Source organism: Rhodopila sp., assembly GCF_965277825.1.
Classification (GTDB): Bacteria; Pseudomonadota; Alphaproteobacteria; order Acetobacterales; family Acetobacteraceae; genus Rhodopila.
Window position 1 is genome coordinate 2,260,630 of record NZ_OZ255846.1, and the last position, 16,317, is coordinate 2,276,946.

The following is a 16,317-nucleotide window of genomic DNA, read 5'->3' on the forward strand; positions in this document are numbered from 1 at the left end:
GACAAATGCCGCTCGCCTATCCTCAGGAAGCGCCGGCGAACGCTTTGCCTTCGTTGCTGCGGGCGATGACGCAGCCATCATTGTTGGAGAGGACGACGACCTCTGTTCTCAAGGCCAGACCGAAAGACGCGCTTGAACCGCGCCGGTTTGCCGGAGGCTGTTTGGATTAAGTCACGACGCCATGGCGCACTCGTCAGATGGCGTATGGTAGCGCGCTTCGGCCTCGGCGAGTGCGTTGTCGTAGCTGTCTCCGACGCTGCCGAGAGATGGTTCAGTTCCTCGGCCGGTCCACACCCAGTCGGACACGCATCCTGAGTGACTATTGTCTCGTGACTTGAGTTACTGTAACAGCAAACCAATCTTTTGAGGAGTGATTGAATGAGCCGGAGTGGTATAAGTCCCGAAAAACGTCTGGGTTCCGCTAAATTAGTTCGATCTGCTTTTAAACTCTGCGTGCTATTGCTCGCGGGATGGGCTGGGCACAGCACCATCGCCGTGGCCCAGTTCAGGGTCGATGAGGCCACGATTCCGCTGGTGGAAGCGGCATTTCGCGACGGTAGGCTGACCTGTCATCAGCTCGTGGAATCCTACCTCGACAGCATCGCTGCGCGCGATCAGGTCGGCCCCGCGGTCAATTCATTTCTGGAGCTAAATCCCGACGCGCTCACGATCGCCGATCAGCTCGATCAGGACTTCCGCCAGACTGGGCCAGTCGGCTCGCTTCATTGCGTGCCGATGGTATTGAAGGACAACTATGACACTGCCGACCAGAACCATACCACGGCGGGTTCGCTCACCATGCGCGGCTTTCTCGCACCCAGCGATTCTTTTCAAGTCGCCAAACTGCGCGCGGCCGGAGCGGTGTTCCTGGGCAAGGTCAACATGGATGAGTGGGCGGTGGGTGTCAGCGGCTACAGTTCGCGTGGCGGACAGACGCACAATCCTTATCGGGTCAATCGCGGACCGGGAGGTTCGAGCGCCGGCACCGGCGTGGCAGTGTCCGCGAATTTCGCTCTGGCGGGCGTTGGCACCGATACCATCGGCTCGATCCAGTTGCCCGCGGCCTTCGACGGCATCGTTGGCATCCGTCCGACCTCGGGCCTGATCGGCCGCAGCGGCATTATTCCGGGGTCTCTTTTCACCGATACCTCCGGGCCGATGACGCGCACCGTAACCGACGCTGCGATCATCCTGGGCGTCATGGTCGGAATTGATCCCGACGATCCCGCGACTGAAGCGTCCGCCGGCAAATCGTTCACTGACTATACTCAGTTTCTGCAGCGCGACGGTCTCCGCAATGCCCATATCGGCGTCTTGCGGACTCTGTTTGGAGAGCCCCTGTCGGGCGACAATGACGAAGTCGATGCGACCTTCAACCAAGCGGTCGCCGAAATGCAAAAGCGCGGCGCATTGATCACCGACCCGGTGTCAATCGACGGGAGCGAAGCTGACATCACCAACCTCGTGACCGTCAATTCATACCAGTTCAAGCCAGGTCTTGACGACTATTTCGCCACGTTCGGCGCCAGCGCGCCGGTGCACAGCCTCGCCGACATCATTACGGCGAGCCAGCAGCCCGGGATCTCGAACAAAGTCAGGCCAGCTACCCTGCAGGCCCTCATCGAGGCGCAGAAGCTCGGCGATCTGACCGATCCGGCCTACCTGTCCGCGCTGGCTACGATCAATTCGTTGCGCGCCTCGCTGCTGCAATTCATGCAGCAGAACGGCTTCGATGCGCTGGTGTTTCCCTCCACGACCTGTGTCGCGCCTCCCCTGCCGGGTGTGATCGATCCAACCTATCACTGCGGCTCGGTGGCCCAGCCTTTGGCTGCCGGTGAGATTCCCGGTGTGATGCCCCCGGTGCTGTCGCCGATTTCCGGCTTTCCGGCGATCGTCGTTCCAGCCGGGTTCAGTGCAGACGGACTGCCGATCGAAATATCGTTCTTTGGCGAACCGTTCAGCGAACCGACCCTCATCAAGTTCGCATTTGCGTTTGAACAGGCGACCAAGGCGCGGCGTCGGCCAAGGTTCGTCGTGCCCACCGGCGCAGCCGCCGCAACAGAGGCGAATGCGTCACCAACGTCGTCCACGCTGTCGTCAAAGCCCTATGGCTGGCTGTTGGACGACTTCGAGCGTTCCGAAGCCAAATAGCTTTGCGGCCATCCAATTCGGAGCGACCACTCCAGGCCGATTGCAGGAAACAATGCAGACTGGGGAGGCCAGTTGAGATCAGGTCAGGCTGCGGCTCATCGCACAAATCCCGACCATCTCTGGACAGATTGCGCAAAAAGTAGCGGTGGCTATCTTATTGAGCTTGCGCCCGAGCGCGGCATTTGTCATTTTTGATGCGCAGCGCGGGCGCGGGGGCCCACGACGAGACCCGCCTCATCCGACGCCGCTGGCAATGATTCTCGTCGCGTCAGGATGCATCATCTGGGGGAGAATCCGATGCCCGAGGCAACGCCCGTCACGGTCAACAGCAGCGGCCGCGCCGTAACGCCCGGAGAGACGACGAAGGTCGGGCGGGACGACGGGCGGCCGCCGCCGGTGACACGACGCGGTGCCGTGGTCGGAGCGCTCGCGGCGGGGCTGGCCTCGACGGTGACCCTACCTCGCCCATCCATTGCAACGGAGTCGGGCGGCGACGCTGGTGATGACCTGTTCGCGGCCTTGGACCAGAAGATCACGGAGGGATGGCGCGCTACGCCATCCCCGGCGTCGCCGTCGGCGTCATCTGGCGCGGCCGCTCGTATCTGCGCGGATACGGCGTCACCGACCTCAGCAACCCCCAGCCGATCAACGCCGACACGCTGTTCCGCACGGCATCGATCGGCAAGTTGTTCACCGGCACTGCCGCGATGCGCCTCGTCGATCAAGGGAGCCTCGTGCTCGACCAGCGGGTCGACAGCTACGTGGACGACTTCGTCGCCCCCGCAGGGGCGCAAAGCGTGACCGTCCGCCAGCTCCTCAACCACTCCGCCGGTTGGCTCGGCGACGATCTCCACGACACCGGGTCCGACGACGGCGCGCTCGCCCGCTACGTCCACGACATGCGCAACCTGCCGCAACTCACCCCCGTCGGGCAGGTTTTCGCCTACAACAACTCCGCTCTCAACTGTGCCGGGAGGGTCATCGAGACCAGGACCGGTCTGACGTTTGAGACCGCCGTCGAGCAGCTCGTCTTTCAGCCGCTCGGCATGTCGCGCTCCGTGTATGCCGCGACCCCGGACGGCTTGGACAACCTCGCGCTGCCGCACACCGTCGGAAGCGATGGCGAGGTGGTCGTGAGCCCCGCGGTGTTCTACAGGCCGCGCAATAGCAATCCGGCCGGGGGCCAGCCGCTGTCGAGCGTGAAGGATCTGCTCACCTTTGCTGCATTCCACCTCGGCGACGGTCGCGCCGCCGACGGAAGCCGCGTGATGAGCCTGGCCGCGCTGCGCGGCATGTGGTCCATGCCCGGCCCGGGCGGCACGCTCCTCGTCGAGCTGATCGGGATGGGCGTGTCCTGGGTGCTCCGCCCGACGGCCCAGGGCGTCGTGGTCCTGGAGCACGGCGGCGATCTGCCCGGCTATCGCCAATTCCTCATGCTGGTGCCGGCGCAGGAGTTCGCCATCGTCTTGCTGACCAATGGCGACGGCGGCAGCGAGCTCCGCGCCGAGCTGCTGGTCAAGGATTGGGTGCTTCGCCACTTTGCCGGGCTGCGCAACCTGCCCGCTCCGCCACGTTCGCTGAGCGCGAGCGAGTTGGCCCAGTACGAGGGCTACTACACGGCGGATCAGATCAGCGTCGATGATCAGGCCCAGTTCAACGAACTCCAGCTCACCGGCCGGCCGGACGGCACTCTGCAGTTGGTGTTCTCCGGCACCGAGGGGACCCCCGCCTTCGAGCAGGTTCTCACCTTCTACGCCGACGATTACGTCATCGATAAGAGCAGTGGGATGCAGGCCAGCGGGTCGCGCGCGAACTTCCTGCGCGACGAGAGCGGCGCCGTCGCCTGGCTGCGATATAGCGGCCGGCTGTATCGCCCGGTCGGCTCGCAACCTCGAGAAACACCCACCACTCCTTCCGACGGCGAGCTGCAACCCGATTATGTCTGACACGAAGCAGTTCATGGCCGAGGCGTTCGCCAATGAAAGCAACCACGCAAGCACCTGGAAAGCGACATGGACTACCGTCATCTCCGGGACTTGCTCCGTCGCGGATCGTCATCGACATCAGTTGATCACCCCATTGTCGTTCGCCATCAGGAGCTGGAATGTCCCCCAGAACTCTATCGTCTGCCTGGCGCGCGGCCGCGCTCGCCGGGCTCGCAATCCTCGCCGCCTTTTGCGCGCGCATGACCCCGGCGCACGCTCAATGCAGTAACCAGCAAGACCAATTAGCCGCGAGCCAGGCCGACCCGCGCTACCGCGCCCTGAAGCAGGCGGTCGACGCCTACTATGCCGAACGGCAGAAGGTGGAGGGTTTCTCCGGCGTCAGCGTGCATATCAGCCCGTCGGCGACGGAACCGGCGATCGACGTCGCCAGCGGCAGCACCTCGTTACAGGATGGCAGCGATATCTGCCCCGACGCGCTGTTCAAGTTCGGCAGCATCGCCAAAAGCTTCACCGCCGTCCTGCTCCTGCAATTGGAGGCGGCGGGCGTGCTGGACATCCACGACACGCTCGGCCAGTGGCTGCCCGAGTATCCGGCCTGGTCATCCATCACCATCCAGCAGTTGCTGAACCTGACGGCGCCGATCCACGACGATTACATTCTCAACACCGCTTTCCAAGCGGATCTGGTCGCCAACATCCATCGCACCTTCCAGCCCGCGGAGCTGGTCGGCTACGTCTATCCCCCCACAACCGAACCGGCGGCGCCCTGGGAATACGTCAACACGAAGTACATCCTGGCCGGCATGGTCGTCGCCAGAGCAAGCCACATGTCCTATCCGACGGCGCTCAAGCAAATGCTCCTCACGCCGTTGCGGTTGCACCAGACCTACTACCGCCGCAAAGTGCCGCCGGAGCGGGTGCTCGATGCCATGCCGAGTGGCTATGACACGCAGTCTTTCTGCAAAGGGGCCCTGAACCTGGAGCCGCCTTGCGCGCAGTTTCCAGCAGACGACCTGCTCGGGCAAGACTTGAAGACAATGAACCTTTCCGTTGAAGATTCCTCGGGAGGGATCGTTGCGAGCCTGCCGGACACGGCCCGCTGGGTGAGGGCGATGTTCAGCGACACGCTGCTGCCAGCCAAACAGAAAGCCGAGTTGTTCTCGCTCGTATCGACAAGCTCAGGGCAGCCTATCCCGGCAACCTCGCCAGCCGATCCGGGTGGCTATTCACTCGGGATTGGCCAGGCTTGGGTGCCTTTCTCGGGGGGGCCACTCTGGTTCTACGAGGGCAAATCGTTTGCCCACACTGTCGTTTGGTATCGCCGCCCGCATGACGATTTGGTCGTCGTCATGGCGGCAAACAGCAGCGCCGCCGAGACCGGCTTCGGCTCGCTTTACCAGACCGTGCTCGGCATCCTCGAGCCGCAAAGCGTGATCAGCCCAGGAGCCGCATCGGGACCATCTCTCTCTCTTGGGAATGGTCCGTCCTGAAGGATGGATTCGCAGCGGCGGAGGGCCGATGGATGGCGAGCAGCCGGATCGCCGTCGTGGCGCGGCGGGGCGCTCCCGGCCGCGCTCAGCGGATCCCGCGGCGGATCGGCTGGGTCCTGTCCAACCGATGGAGACCACCTCACTAGCTAGCGGTGCGTGGCAGGGGTCGTGTTGGCACAATACGCAGTCGCCAAACGTCCATAATCTCTCCGTGAGATGATTGCCACGACTTCTTCTTTGATATCATTGAAAAACCCATCAGGCGCTCAGGGCCAGGTCTTTGGTGGCAAGGCGGCAATGTTTGCATGTGATGCGACGTCAGGGTGCGATCGGTGACGCGGCCTTCACCGGATCGAGGATGAGCTGGATTTGGCGGATCGCCGTTGCGACGGTTTGCGGATCGCCGTTGCAACGGGCCTGAGGTGCGGAACAGGCTGCCGCGAAGGCTGGTGGCAGCCGTGTCGAACGGGAGTCACCCGCGCCGGCAACTGGCCAGCAATGCCGGCAGGAAGACGAAGGTGGCGAGCAGCGTGCAGGCCAGGCTGACCAGCAGCAGGTCTCCCATGCTGGCGGTGCCGGGGTGGCGGGATAGCGCGAGGGAGCCGAACGCGGTGGAGGTGGTCAGGGCGGAGAACAGGATCGCTCGGGCGGTGGCCGAGGCCAGCGGCGCGGTGCGGCCGGCGCGCCAGTTCATCACGAAGTAGACGTTGAACGATACGCCGACGCCCAGCAGCAGTGGCAGGGCGATGATGTTGGCGAAGTTCAGGGGCAAGGGCAGCGCGACCGCGACGATAACGGTGAGCAGCGACGACAGCAGCAGGGATGCGAGGACCAGGGCGGTATCGAGCAGGCGGCGAAGCGCGACCGCAAGGATGATGGTGATGGCGATCAGTGCGCCGATGGCGGCGAAGCGGAAGGCGGCCACGATGGTCTCGGCGCTGCGCACGATGGTGACGGCGGCGCCGCCCGCGCTGGGGACGACGGCGGCGACCTCGGCGACGAAACGGTGCAGGCCGGCGCTGGTGCGGGCGATCTGGGGTTTCGGCATCACCTGGAGCTTGGCGCGGCCGTCGGGTGTGATCCAGTCGCGGGCCAGATCGGGCGGGATGTCGGCCTGGGTGACGGTTGCGGTGGCTTGCAGCGCGGTGAGCAGTTGCTTCAGTTGCTGGGGCAGGAACCGGGTCAGGGCGGCATCTTCGTCGGTCAGTCGCTGGTCGGGCGCATTGCCGAGGTTTCGCAGGTCGTCGGCGATCGGCTTGAGGGCGCGGCCGGCGGGTTTTGCTGCGGCGGCGGTGATGGCGGGAAGCGCGTCGCGTATCGCGGCACGCAGCGCCGCGGCGTCAGGATGCGGTTCTGGCGGTACGTTCAGCGTGGTCATCAGGATGTCGGCGGCGTCCGCGATCAGTTGGCGTTTGCGCGTCTGATCGTCGGGCACCAGGCTGTTCAGGGATAGCACGCCGTCCACCGTCGGCAGGGCGCGCAGCTTGGGGGCGAGTGCCTCGGCGGCGGCCAGTGAGGGCTTGAGGATCTCGATGCTGTAGGGGCTGGTGACCGGATCGGCGATCAGGTCGTTCAGGGTCTGCACCGATTCGGTGTTCTGGTTTTTGGTGTGCAGCGGGTCGCTGTCGAAGCGCAGCCAGGGCAGCAGGCCGAGGCCGAGCAGGGTAAGAAGCGCGGCGGCGGCGAGCACGGGGCGGCGGTGGCGGGCCAGGGCGGTGTCGATCGGGCGGGCCCAGACGAAGCCGACCTCGCCTGCCTCGGCGGCGGGGCGGAACAGTGCGATCAGCGCCGGCAATACCGCCAGAGTGCAGATGAACGCGAGCAGCATGCCGACGCCGGCGATCAGGCCGAGCTGGGCGACGCCGGCGAAGGAGGTTGGGGTGAACGCCAGGAAGCCGGCGGCGGTGGCGAGTGCGGCGACCAGGATCTGGGAGCCGCTGTGTCGTCCGGTGTGGCCCAGCGCGGCTACCGCTGCCGGCGTGTGCAGGCTGGCCTCGCGGAAGCGGACGGTGAACTGGATGGCGAAATCGACGGCGAGGCCGACGAACAGTACTGCGAACGCGACCGAAACCAGGTTGAGCGTGCCGACCGCGAGGGCGGCGAAGGCGGCGGTCAGATCCAGGCCGAGCAGCAGCGTCAGCACGATCGGCAGGATCAGGCGCCAGGAGCGGACGGCGATGAACAGCCACAGCGTGACCAGCAGCAGGCTGCCGAGCAGGCCGACCGCCGCGCCTTGCGCCACGGTGGCGAATTCATCGTCGTCGAGGGCGACGGAGCCGGTGATGCGCACGCGCGCGGCGCCGTCGCGCACGAACGGCAATTTAGCCGCGGCGTCGCGGATTGCCTGGGTCGCCGCCGCTCCGGGTTGCAGCGCGCCGTAGTTGGGGCGTGGCTTGGCCAGCACGAAGCGGTAGCGCCCGGCCAGCGATGACACCGGGCCGGCCATCAGGTTTTGCCATGACAGCGGCGTTGGGTTGGTGGCGGCGAGGGTCTTGTGGAAGGCAGCCAAAGCCGGTTCGAAGGGGGTCAGGCTGGCCTGGCCGCGGCGCGCGGCCTCGGCGATCAACGACAGGGCCCGTGCCAGGCCGCGCAGGCTGGGGTCCTGGGCCAGGTAGCCGAGGAACGGCTGGGCGTCGATGGTCTGGTTCAGCAGGTCGGTCAGCGGACCGGGATCGAGGAACAGCAGGGCGTTGCGTTGCAGGTAGGGCGAGGCGTCGGGGCGCCGGACCAGGCTGAAATGGGTGGTGTCCTGGCGCAGGGCGTCGGCCAGGTGGGCGGCGGTGCTGTCGGCCTGTTCGGGGATTTTGGCGTCGATGACGGCGACCAGGAGGTCCTCGCCTTGCGGGAAGGCCGCCTGCAGCTCGGCCTGGCGTTGTTTCCAGGGTAGGGTCTTGGAGAACAGGCCGTTGGTGTCGGTGGTGACGCCTAATCGGGTGTGGATGATAAACAGGCCGGCGGCGGCCAGCAGCAGTGCCAGCAGCGCGACCAGGCCGGCCCGACGTGCGCATGCGGCGGCAAGATACCCCAAGACCACGCGATCAGGCCTGCAGCGGCAGCCGTCGCAGGCGGACCCAGGTGATGATCATCAAGGTGGTGGTGCAGACCGCCGCCGCCGCCAGGATGGGGGTCAACCAGCCGAGCCAGGCGAGTGGGCTCATGAGGTAGAGTGCGTCGTCGGGATCGAATCCCCAGCGGCCGGAATAGGCTCTGGTGTTGGAGGAGCTGCGTTGCTCCAGTTGTTCCGAGAAGGCGTTGCAGGCGAGCAAGGCGAGGGCGGTGACGATGCCGAGCGGGATCGCCCAGCGGCCGAGCCAGGTGTGGCGCAGGCCGATGCCGATGGCGGCGAAGAACAGCGCGTTGACCAGGTTGTCGCTGTAGTAGTCGTAGATGTGGCCGCCTCGGGTCATCATGTTGCCGACGCGGGCGAGTTCGCCGTCGGCACGGTCGAGGAACGCCGATGCCAGCCACAGGCCGCCGCCCCAGGCCATTCCGGCCTCGGTTCCCGGCGCGAAGCAGGCGCAGGCGGCGATGCCGGAGACCAGGCGCAGCGTGGTCAGGTGGTTCGGGCGCAGCGCGGTGCCGATGAAAGGGTTGATCATCAGGCGGGCCAGAAGGTGGGTCCAGGAGGTTCCGATCATCGGGCGAGGCCTGGCATTGGCTGGACGACGGGGGCTATCTCGGGGTGGATGATGGGGCGGGCTTCGGCATCGAGGATAGGGCGCGCCTCCGCGACGAGGACGGGGCGCGCCTCCGCGACGACGCTGGGGCGCGCATCCGCGACGACGGGGTACGCCTCCGCGCGGATGATGGGGCGCCCTTCGGCATCGACGACCGGACGCGCCTCCGCGCGGGGCCAGGCGAGCAGGGCGGGTATGCCGAGTGTGACCTCGCGCAGGCGCCTCATCAGCGAGAGGGCGATCGCCGTCTCGGGCGACAGGCCGAAGAGCTGACCGATGATGATGTAGCCTCCTTCCTGGATGCCGAGCGCGCCGGGTACGGCGAAGCCGGCGGCTTTCAGTGCCTGGCCGAGGCTTTCGATGATGAGGCCCGGAACGAGGCCGACGTCGTGGCCGAGGAAGTGGAGGGCGAGGCAGACCTCGATGCCGCCGAGCAGCCAGGAGATCATGTGCCACAGCGCGGATTGGGCGACGCGGGCGGGGGAGCGGTAGCAGGCGATCAAGGCGTCGTGCAAGCCTTTGACGTTGGCGGTTCCGGCCCAGCCTAGTGCTCGGCCGAGGCGGAGCAGGGTGGATTCGATGGCCGATGCCAGGCCGAACCATTGGGCGGCGAGAAAGCCGGCGGCGAGGGTGGCGGCCAGGGCCAGCCCGCTGATCACGTAGCCGGCGATGCCGCTGTCGGCCACGGTTTGCAGCAGCAGGACCAGGCCGAGCAGGGTGAAGGCGATCTGGGTCAGCATTTCCATCGTCAGGTCGGCGACGGTTGCGGCGATGGCGGGGGCGAGTTTCATGCCGTGGCGTTGCAGCAGGCGGGCGGCGACGAACTCGCCGCCGATCTGGGCAACCGGCAGCAGGTTGTTCACGCCCTCACGGATCCAGCGCAGCAGGAGGTAGGTGCGCACGGGAGGCCGTGGGGTGGCGGGGCCGGTGATGGCGCACCACCCCAGCGCCGAGGCGACGATCTGCGGCAGGTGGAATGCGATCACGCTGAGCACGCCGAACCAGCCGGCGTTTGCCAGCAGAGCCAGGATTCGGCCGACGCCGTAATTTTGCAGCAGCCACACCGAAAGGGCTAGACCGAGCAGACCGCCGATGATGGCACCGAACCGCATGAGTGGGTGTCTTTCTGATTGGCGCCGATTCTACGATAATGTCTGCTAGATTACATTTGGGAGCGACGCGCCGCCATGCCACCCCTTCTGCTGACACCGGGTCCGCTGACCACGTCCGATCAAACCCGGGCGGCGTTGGGCCGCGACTGGGGGTCGCGCGAGGCTGACTTCATCGCGTTGAGCGAGGGTGTGCGGGCGCGCCTGGCGGTGCTGGCGGGGGTGGAGCGGACGCATGTCGCGGTGCCGGTGCAGGGCAGCGGCACGTTCGCGGTGGAGGCGGCGGTGCAGACGCTGGTGCCTCGGGACGGGCGTCTGCTGGTGCTGGTCAACGGGGCGTATGGGCGTCGCATCGTGGATATCGCCGGTCGGCTGGGACGCGCCTGGGTGGCGCTGGAGGCGGCGGAGGACCAGCCGATTTCGGCGGAGCGGGTGGCCGCGGCGTTGGCGGCTGACCGCGAGATCAGCGACGTCGCGCTGATCCATTGCGAGACCACCAGCGGGCTGCTGAACCCGCTGCCCGAGATTGCCGCCTGCGTGCGGCGGGCCGGCAGGCGGCTGTTGGTGGATGCGATGAGCTCGTTCGGAGCTGTGCCGATCGATGGCGGCCGGGTTCCGTTCACGGCGCTGATCGGTTCGTCCAACAAGGGGCTGGAAGGGGTGCCGGGGATCAGTTTCGTGATCGCCGAGTCGGCTTATCTGCAAGGGTGTGCGGGGAATTCGACCAGCCTCAGCTTGGACCTGTTCGAGCAATGGCGGGGGTTCGAGTCGAACGGGCAGTGGCGTTTCACGCCGCCGGTGCAGGTGGTGGCGGGGTTGGCCGCGGCGCTGGATCAGCTCGAGGCCGAGGGCGGCATCAACGCACGGTTTGCGCGGTATCGGCGCAACTGCGAGGTGCTGGTGGAGGGGATGCGGGCGCGGGGGCTCCATCCGTATATCGCGGCGGCGGACCAGGCGCCGGTGATCGTGACGTTCCTGATGCCGCCGGGGGGCTGGTTCAAGTTCCAGGCGTTCTACGACTTCCTGCATGCGCGTGGGATCGTGATCTATCCCGGCAAGCTGACGGGGGTGGACAGCTTCCGCATCGGCTGTATCGGCGCCATCGGGACGGGGGACATGATGCGGTGCCTGGTCGCGATCGATGGCTTCCTGGCGGAGCATCGGGACGGTCGGACGGCGGCCTGAGTTGGATCGCTCGCAGGCCGACTGCGGGCGGGCGTGTTCGGATCGCATGATTACGTCATCAGTCGTTGCGGGCGGTCGTTATCGGATCGCATGGTTTAGGTCATCGGTCGATGCGTGCGGCTCGGTCGTGGTCGGCCGGCTTGGGCGAGAAAGCCGCGGAAGCGCTGGGCGACCTCGTGCGGGGCGATGGTCGGGCGGCCGAGTTTGGCGAGCGAGCCTGGCAGGATGCGGATGTGCAGCAGAACCGGGCCTTGGGTTGACAGCGCCTGTTTGAATGCCTGGGTGAAGCCGGCGGTGCTGTCGCAGGAGAACGCGCGGCGGTAGCCGCAGGCGAGAGCGATGGCGGCGAAGTCGACTGACGGCGAGGCGGTGGCCTGGCCTCCGGTGGAGTCGTGCACACCGTTGTCGAGGATGATGTGCAACAGTCCGGGCGGCTGATATGCGCCTATGGTGGCGAGGCTGCCGAGCTTCATCAGGGCGGCTCCGTCGCCGTCGAGCACGACGGTGCGGCGGCCGGTGGTGAGGGCCACGCCCAGCGCCATCGGGCTGGCGCAACCCATGGAGCCGACCTGATAGAGGTGCTGGTCGCGGTCCGCCAGGGTGAACAGTTCGCGGCCGGTCTTGCCGGTGGTGACGATGATGGGGACGTGGTCGGGGATCGCGGCGAGCACGGCCTCCAGGGTGGCGAGGCGCGAGCCTCGGTCGGCGTGGTGTCGCAGGTCGATGTGCTCGCCCGGCTCGGGTGGGGTGCGGGGTGGTTGGTCGAGCGGTTCGTCGCGCAGGGTGCCGTTTTCGAGCACCAGGGCGAAGGGCAGGCCGGTGCGGGACATGGTGGCTCGGGCGTCTTGCAGCAGCGGGTCGAGTGCCTGCGGATCGTCGGGGAAGCGGCGGTGCGGGATTTCGATCACGTCGAGCAAGGGTTGGGTGATGCGGCCCATCAATTCATGCTGCGGCTCGTCATGCAGGCTTGGCTGGCCGCGCCAGGTGACGATCAGCAGGGTCGGGATGCGAAACGGCTTGTTCAGCGAGGTCAGCGGGTTGATGGCGTTGCCGAGGCCGGAGTTCTGGCACATGACGGCGGTTTCGCGCCCGGCAAGCCAGGCGCCGGCGGCGATCGCCACGGCCTCGCCCTCGCTGGCGGCGCCGACGTAGCGCAGCGCGCGGTCGCTGGCGGTGCGGTTGATCAGCGGGGTGAGGAAGCTGCAGGGGACCGCGCTGTAGAAGCCGATGCCGATGCGCTGCGCGGCCTGGAGGAAGGCGGCGGCGTCGATCATGAGGACAAATTTGGCATGAGGAGACGTCCGACATTGGAGAGGAGAAGTTCGGAATCAGGGGAAGTCCGGCATCAGGAGAAATCCCGCATCAGGAGAAGTCCGGCATCAGGTAAGTCCGGCATCAGGTAAGTCCGGCATCAGGTAAGTCCGGCATCAGGGAAGTCCGGCATCAGGAGAAGTTCCGGGCTTCCGCCAGGTCGGCTGTGTTGTCGACGTCGAGCCAGTGGCCGGTGATATAATGCACGGCGACCGGGTGACGGCGGATCAGGCGTTGCAGCAGGGCGGGCAGGTCGGCATGGTCGAGCACGCCTTCGGCGAGCATCGCGGTGAGCTCGTCGCGCACCAGGGTGGCGCCGTCGGCGCTGAGGTGCATCAGGCCGATCCACTGGCCGCAGGCGGCGGTGCGTTCGGCGGCGACCTGGGTCAGCAGCGCCGGTTCGTCGTCGTGGTAGAAGCCGGTGTTGCGGATCGTTGCGCCGACCAGGTCGCGTGGATTGGCGGTCGCGGTATGCGCGGAGTCGACGACGACGGTGATGTCGGCGTCCGAGGCCAGTAGCTGGTCCAGGATATAGCGGCGGAACAGCACGTCGCCGTAGACCAGGACGGTTTCGCCCTCGAGTCGCGGCAGGGCGCAGGCCAGCGAGGCGGCCTCTCCGGTGTTAGCGTAGGCGTCGTTGTCGAGCACGGTGATGCCGGTGGTGGGGATCGCCTGCTTGCGATAGCCGCGGACCACGGTGACGTCGTTGACGCCGCATTCGTCCAGGGTGCCGAGCAGGCGGAATAGTAGCGGGGTGCCGCGGACGTCGATCATGCATTTCGGGCGATCGGCGGTGACGGCGTCGAGGTCGGTGCCTCGGGATGCTGCCAGCACGATGGCTTGGATCGAGCGGGTGGCGGGGAGGTAGCGGCGGGTGGCTTCCTCGAGTTCGTCGTTGCCGGTGAGGCGAAAGATTTCGCGCACACTGGTGACGCGGCCCTCGACTTCGAGCAGCGACTCGGTTCCGGCGATGCGGGCGGCGGTGTCGCGCATGGCCGCGATCGAGGCGCGCACCAGGTGGTTGGCCCAGATCACCAGGGAGATGCCGGCGCGGCGGAAGGTTGCGGCCGGCGTGGCGTAGTACATCGTCGGTACGATGACGATCGGGCAGCGGTGGTCCCAGCGCTGCATGAAGTCGGTGATCTCGGTGGCGTTGGACTGCTTGGAATGCACCAGGATCGCGTCTGCACCGGCGGCGTGATAGGCCTCGGCGCGGCGCAAGGCCTCGTCCATCGAATGGCCGGAGATCAGGGCTTCGGTGCGGGCGATGATGGAGAAGTTGTCGTCGGTCTGGGAGTCCTTGCCGGCGCGGATGCGGCCGCAAAATTCGGCGATATCGGCCAGCGGTTGGCGTTCGCCGAGGAAGGAATTGGTTTTTGGGAACAGCTTGTCCTCCAGGCAGACGCCGGCGATGCCGCGTTCGCCCAGCTTGCGGACCAGGCGGCGGACGTTGTTGAAGTTGCCGTATCCGGTATCGCCGTCGACCAGGATGGGCAGCGTGGTGGCGTCGGCCATGTATTCGAATACGTCGAGCGCCTGGGTCCAGGACGCCTCGTTATTGTCGCGCAGGCCTAGCATGGCGGAGATCGACAGGCCGGAGGCCCAGACGCCCTGGAATCCGGCTTCCTCGACGATCTTGGCGGACAGGCCGCTGTGGGCCTCCATGAGGAAGGCGAGGTCGGGCGAGGCCAGGCAATGGCGCAGCTTGGCGGGCCTGGAGAGCCGGGCGGGGTCGGCGGGAGCGGCGACTTGGTTCATGTCGTTTGGCATGTTGTCTCCGGAGGGACCGGATTGACCGGACAAAAGGACTGTGCGGTGTAATGGTATTGCCACGATTCGACAACCGAGGGGACGTTGCGCATGGCTAGCGAGCTTGGTGGGGAGGTGCCGGCCTGTGCGCTGATCCTGGCCGCTGGCATGGGACGGCGGCTGGGTCCGGGCGGGTTGGGGGAAGCCGAGCCGGGGGTGCCCAAGGCGTTGCTGGAGTTTGGCGGGCGGTCGCTGCTGGCTCGTCATGTGGCGATTCTGCGGGGACTGGGAATCCGGTCTATTACGGTCGTGATCGGATTTGGTGCCGAGCGGATGCGCGCGGCGCTGGCCGGGTTGGCGGACGGGCCGGCGGTTTCGGTTGTGCTGAACCCGGACTACCGGGAAGGCAGCGTGGTGTCGCTGTGGACCGGGCGGGCGGTGATGCGCGGTGGTGGTTCGGTTATCCTGATGGACGCGGATGTGCTGTATGATGCGCGGCTGATGGGTCGCCTGGTCAACAGCCGAAAGCCTGACTGCTTGTTGCTCGACCGCGAGATCGAGCCGGGGGATGAGCCAGTGAAGTTGTGTGTGCGGGATGGCCGAATCGTGGATTTTCACAAGCGGCCGACCGAACCGCATGATTGGCACGGCGAGTCGGTCGGTTTCTTCCGGTTTTCCGCCGCGGTGGCTAAGGAACTTGCGGGCCGAAGCGAAGCCTATGTCGATGGCGGTGGTCGGATGATGGAATATGAGGAGCCGATCCGCGACATGATCAGGGCCGGGGCAGATCGTTTCGGATTCGAGGACATTAGCGGCATCCCTTGGACGGAGATCGATTTTCCCCAGGACATCGTGAAAGCTCGGGCGCTGGTGGCGGAATTGTCGGCATGAGCGTGTCGGCGACCGGGTTGGCTGGCGCGGCGGATCGCGACCCGACGGCTGAGCAGGTCGAGCGGATGGCGCGGGACGGATATCTGGTGGTGCGGGGGTTTTTCGGCGCCGATCAGATCGCCCGCCTGTTGCGCTGGACCGAGGAGTTGCAGGCCAGGCCGGAGCAGCCGGGGCGACATTGGGTGTATTACGAGGACAGCCTGACGGAGCCTGGGCGTCGGGTGATCCAGCGGATGGAGAATTTCTGCCCGTTCCATGCCGGTCTAGACGGCCTGATCCGATACGGTGCAATCGCGCGTTGGACGGCGGGGTTGATGGGCGAGCCGGTGGTGCTGTTCAAGGACAAGATCAATTTCAAGATGCCGGGTGGCCCGGGATTCAAGGCGCACCAGGATCAGCAGGCCGGGTGGAGTCGGTATGCGCCGATCTTTGTTACCGCGATGGTCACGCTGGACGCGGCAACACTGGAAAACGGCTGCCTGGAGATGGTGCCGGGGCGCCACCTCGAAGGCTTGATCGGCGAGGAATGGAAGGCGCTGGAGGAGACCGGGCTTGCGTTGCGGGCGGTGCCGACCTCGGCGGGGGATGTGGTGTTTTTTGACAGCTTCGCGCCGCATGCGTCGAAGCCGAACTTCACGGACCGGCCGCGGCGGATCCTTTATTTGACCTATAACCTGGCCAGTGGCGGGGATCATCGGGATCGCTATTATGCCGACAAGCGGGTTGCGTTTCCGCCCGACATCGAACGGGATGGCGGCAAGGCGTATGTGTTCCGGGTTTAGCGGCAATGGTGGCGGCGGACGCCCTG

General features: G+C 66.2%; 11 protein-coding genes. 6 read left to right on the forward strand and 5 right to left on the reverse strand.

Features of this window, described 5'->3' with window-relative positions; genetic code table 11:
- Positions 1–378: 378 nt before the first annotated feature.
- From ACQY4T_RS11300 to ACQY4T_RS11310, 3 genes are all read left to right on the forward strand, one after another.
- On the forward strand, positions 379–2,151 hold the full coding sequence (locus ACQY4T_RS11300) for an amidase family protein (protein ID WP_428541682.1): 1,773 nt from the start codon (positions 379–381) through the stop codon (positions 2,149–2,151).
- 542 nt (positions 2,152–2,693) lie between these two features.
- On the forward strand, positions 2,694–4,097 hold the full coding sequence (locus ACQY4T_RS11305) for a serine hydrolase domain-containing protein (protein WP_428541685.1): 1,404 nt from the start codon (positions 2,694–2,696) through the stop codon (positions 4,095–4,097).
- Positions 4,098–4,255: 158 nt separating this feature from the next.
- Positions 4,256–5,587, forward strand: a complete 1,332-nt coding sequence (locus tag ACQY4T_RS11310; protein ID WP_428541688.1) for a serine hydrolase domain-containing protein — start codon at positions 4,256–4,258, stop codon at positions 5,585–5,587.
- 472 nt (positions 5,588–6,059) lie between these two features.
- Here ACQY4T_RS11310 and ACQY4T_RS11315 read toward each other — a convergent pair whose 3' ends face one another.
- Genes ACQY4T_RS11315 through ACQY4T_RS11325 form a run of 3 tightly spaced genes read right to left on the reverse strand, consistent with a single transcriptional unit; the run spans position 6,060 to position 10,376 of the window.
- Positions 6,060–8,621, reverse strand: coding sequence for an MMPL family transporter (locus tag ACQY4T_RS11315; RefSeq protein WP_428541691.1), 2,562 nt, complete (start codon positions 8,619–8,621; stop codon positions 6,060–6,062).
- A gap of 4 nt (positions 8,622–8,625) precedes the next feature.
- Entirely contained in the window at positions 8,626–9,225 is a 600-nt protein-coding gene (locus ACQY4T_RS11320; RefSeq protein WP_428541694.1) for a CDP-alcohol phosphatidyltransferase family protein, read from the reverse strand.
- The gene (locus ACQY4T_RS11325; protein WP_428541697.1) at positions 9,222–10,376 is read right to left on the reverse strand and encodes a flippase-like domain-containing protein; all 1,155 of its coding nucleotides are present in this window, start codon (positions 10,374–10,376) and stop codon (positions 9,222–9,224) included. The genes ACQY4T_RS11320 and ACQY4T_RS11325 overlap by 4 nt, the downstream gene beginning before the upstream one ends.
- A 75-nt stretch (positions 10,377–10,451) precedes the next feature.
- Between ACQY4T_RS11325 and ACQY4T_RS11330 the strand changes: the two genes are divergently transcribed.
- Complete coding sequence (locus tag ACQY4T_RS11330; RefSeq protein WP_428541700.1) at positions 10,452–11,558, forward strand: 2-aminoethylphosphonate--pyruvate transaminase; 1,107 nt, start codon at positions 10,452–10,454, stop codon at positions 11,556–11,558.
- A 95-nt stretch (positions 11,559–11,653) separates the two neighbouring features.
- Here the strand turns inward: ACQY4T_RS11330 and aepY are convergent, their stop codons facing one another.
- Positions 11,654–12,832 (reverse strand): phosphonopyruvate decarboxylase, encoded by a 1,179-nt coding sequence (gene aepY, locus ACQY4T_RS11335; protein ID WP_428541703.1) that lies wholly within the window; start codon positions 12,830–12,832, stop codon positions 11,654–11,656.
- A gap of 169 nt (positions 12,833–13,001) precedes the next feature.
- Complete coding sequence (aepX, locus tag ACQY4T_RS11340; RefSeq protein WP_428541706.1) at positions 13,002–14,639, reverse strand: phosphoenolpyruvate mutase; 1,638 nt, start codon at positions 14,637–14,639, stop codon at positions 13,002–13,004.
- Between the two features lie 90 nt (positions 14,640–14,729).
- Here aepX and ACQY4T_RS11345 point away from each other — a divergent pair, with 90 nt between their 5' ends.
- On the forward strand, positions 14,730–15,509 hold the full coding sequence (locus tag ACQY4T_RS11345) for an NTP transferase domain-containing protein (protein ID WP_428541709.1): 780 nt from the start codon (positions 14,730–14,732) through the stop codon (positions 15,507–15,509).
- Entirely contained in the window at positions 15,506–16,291 is a 786-nt protein-coding gene (locus ACQY4T_RS11350; protein WP_428541712.1) for a phytanoyl-CoA dioxygenase family protein, read from the forward strand. Before ACQY4T_RS11345 ends, ACQY4T_RS11350 begins: the two co-directional genes overlap by 4 nt.
- Positions 16,292–16,317 lie beyond the last annotated feature (26 nt).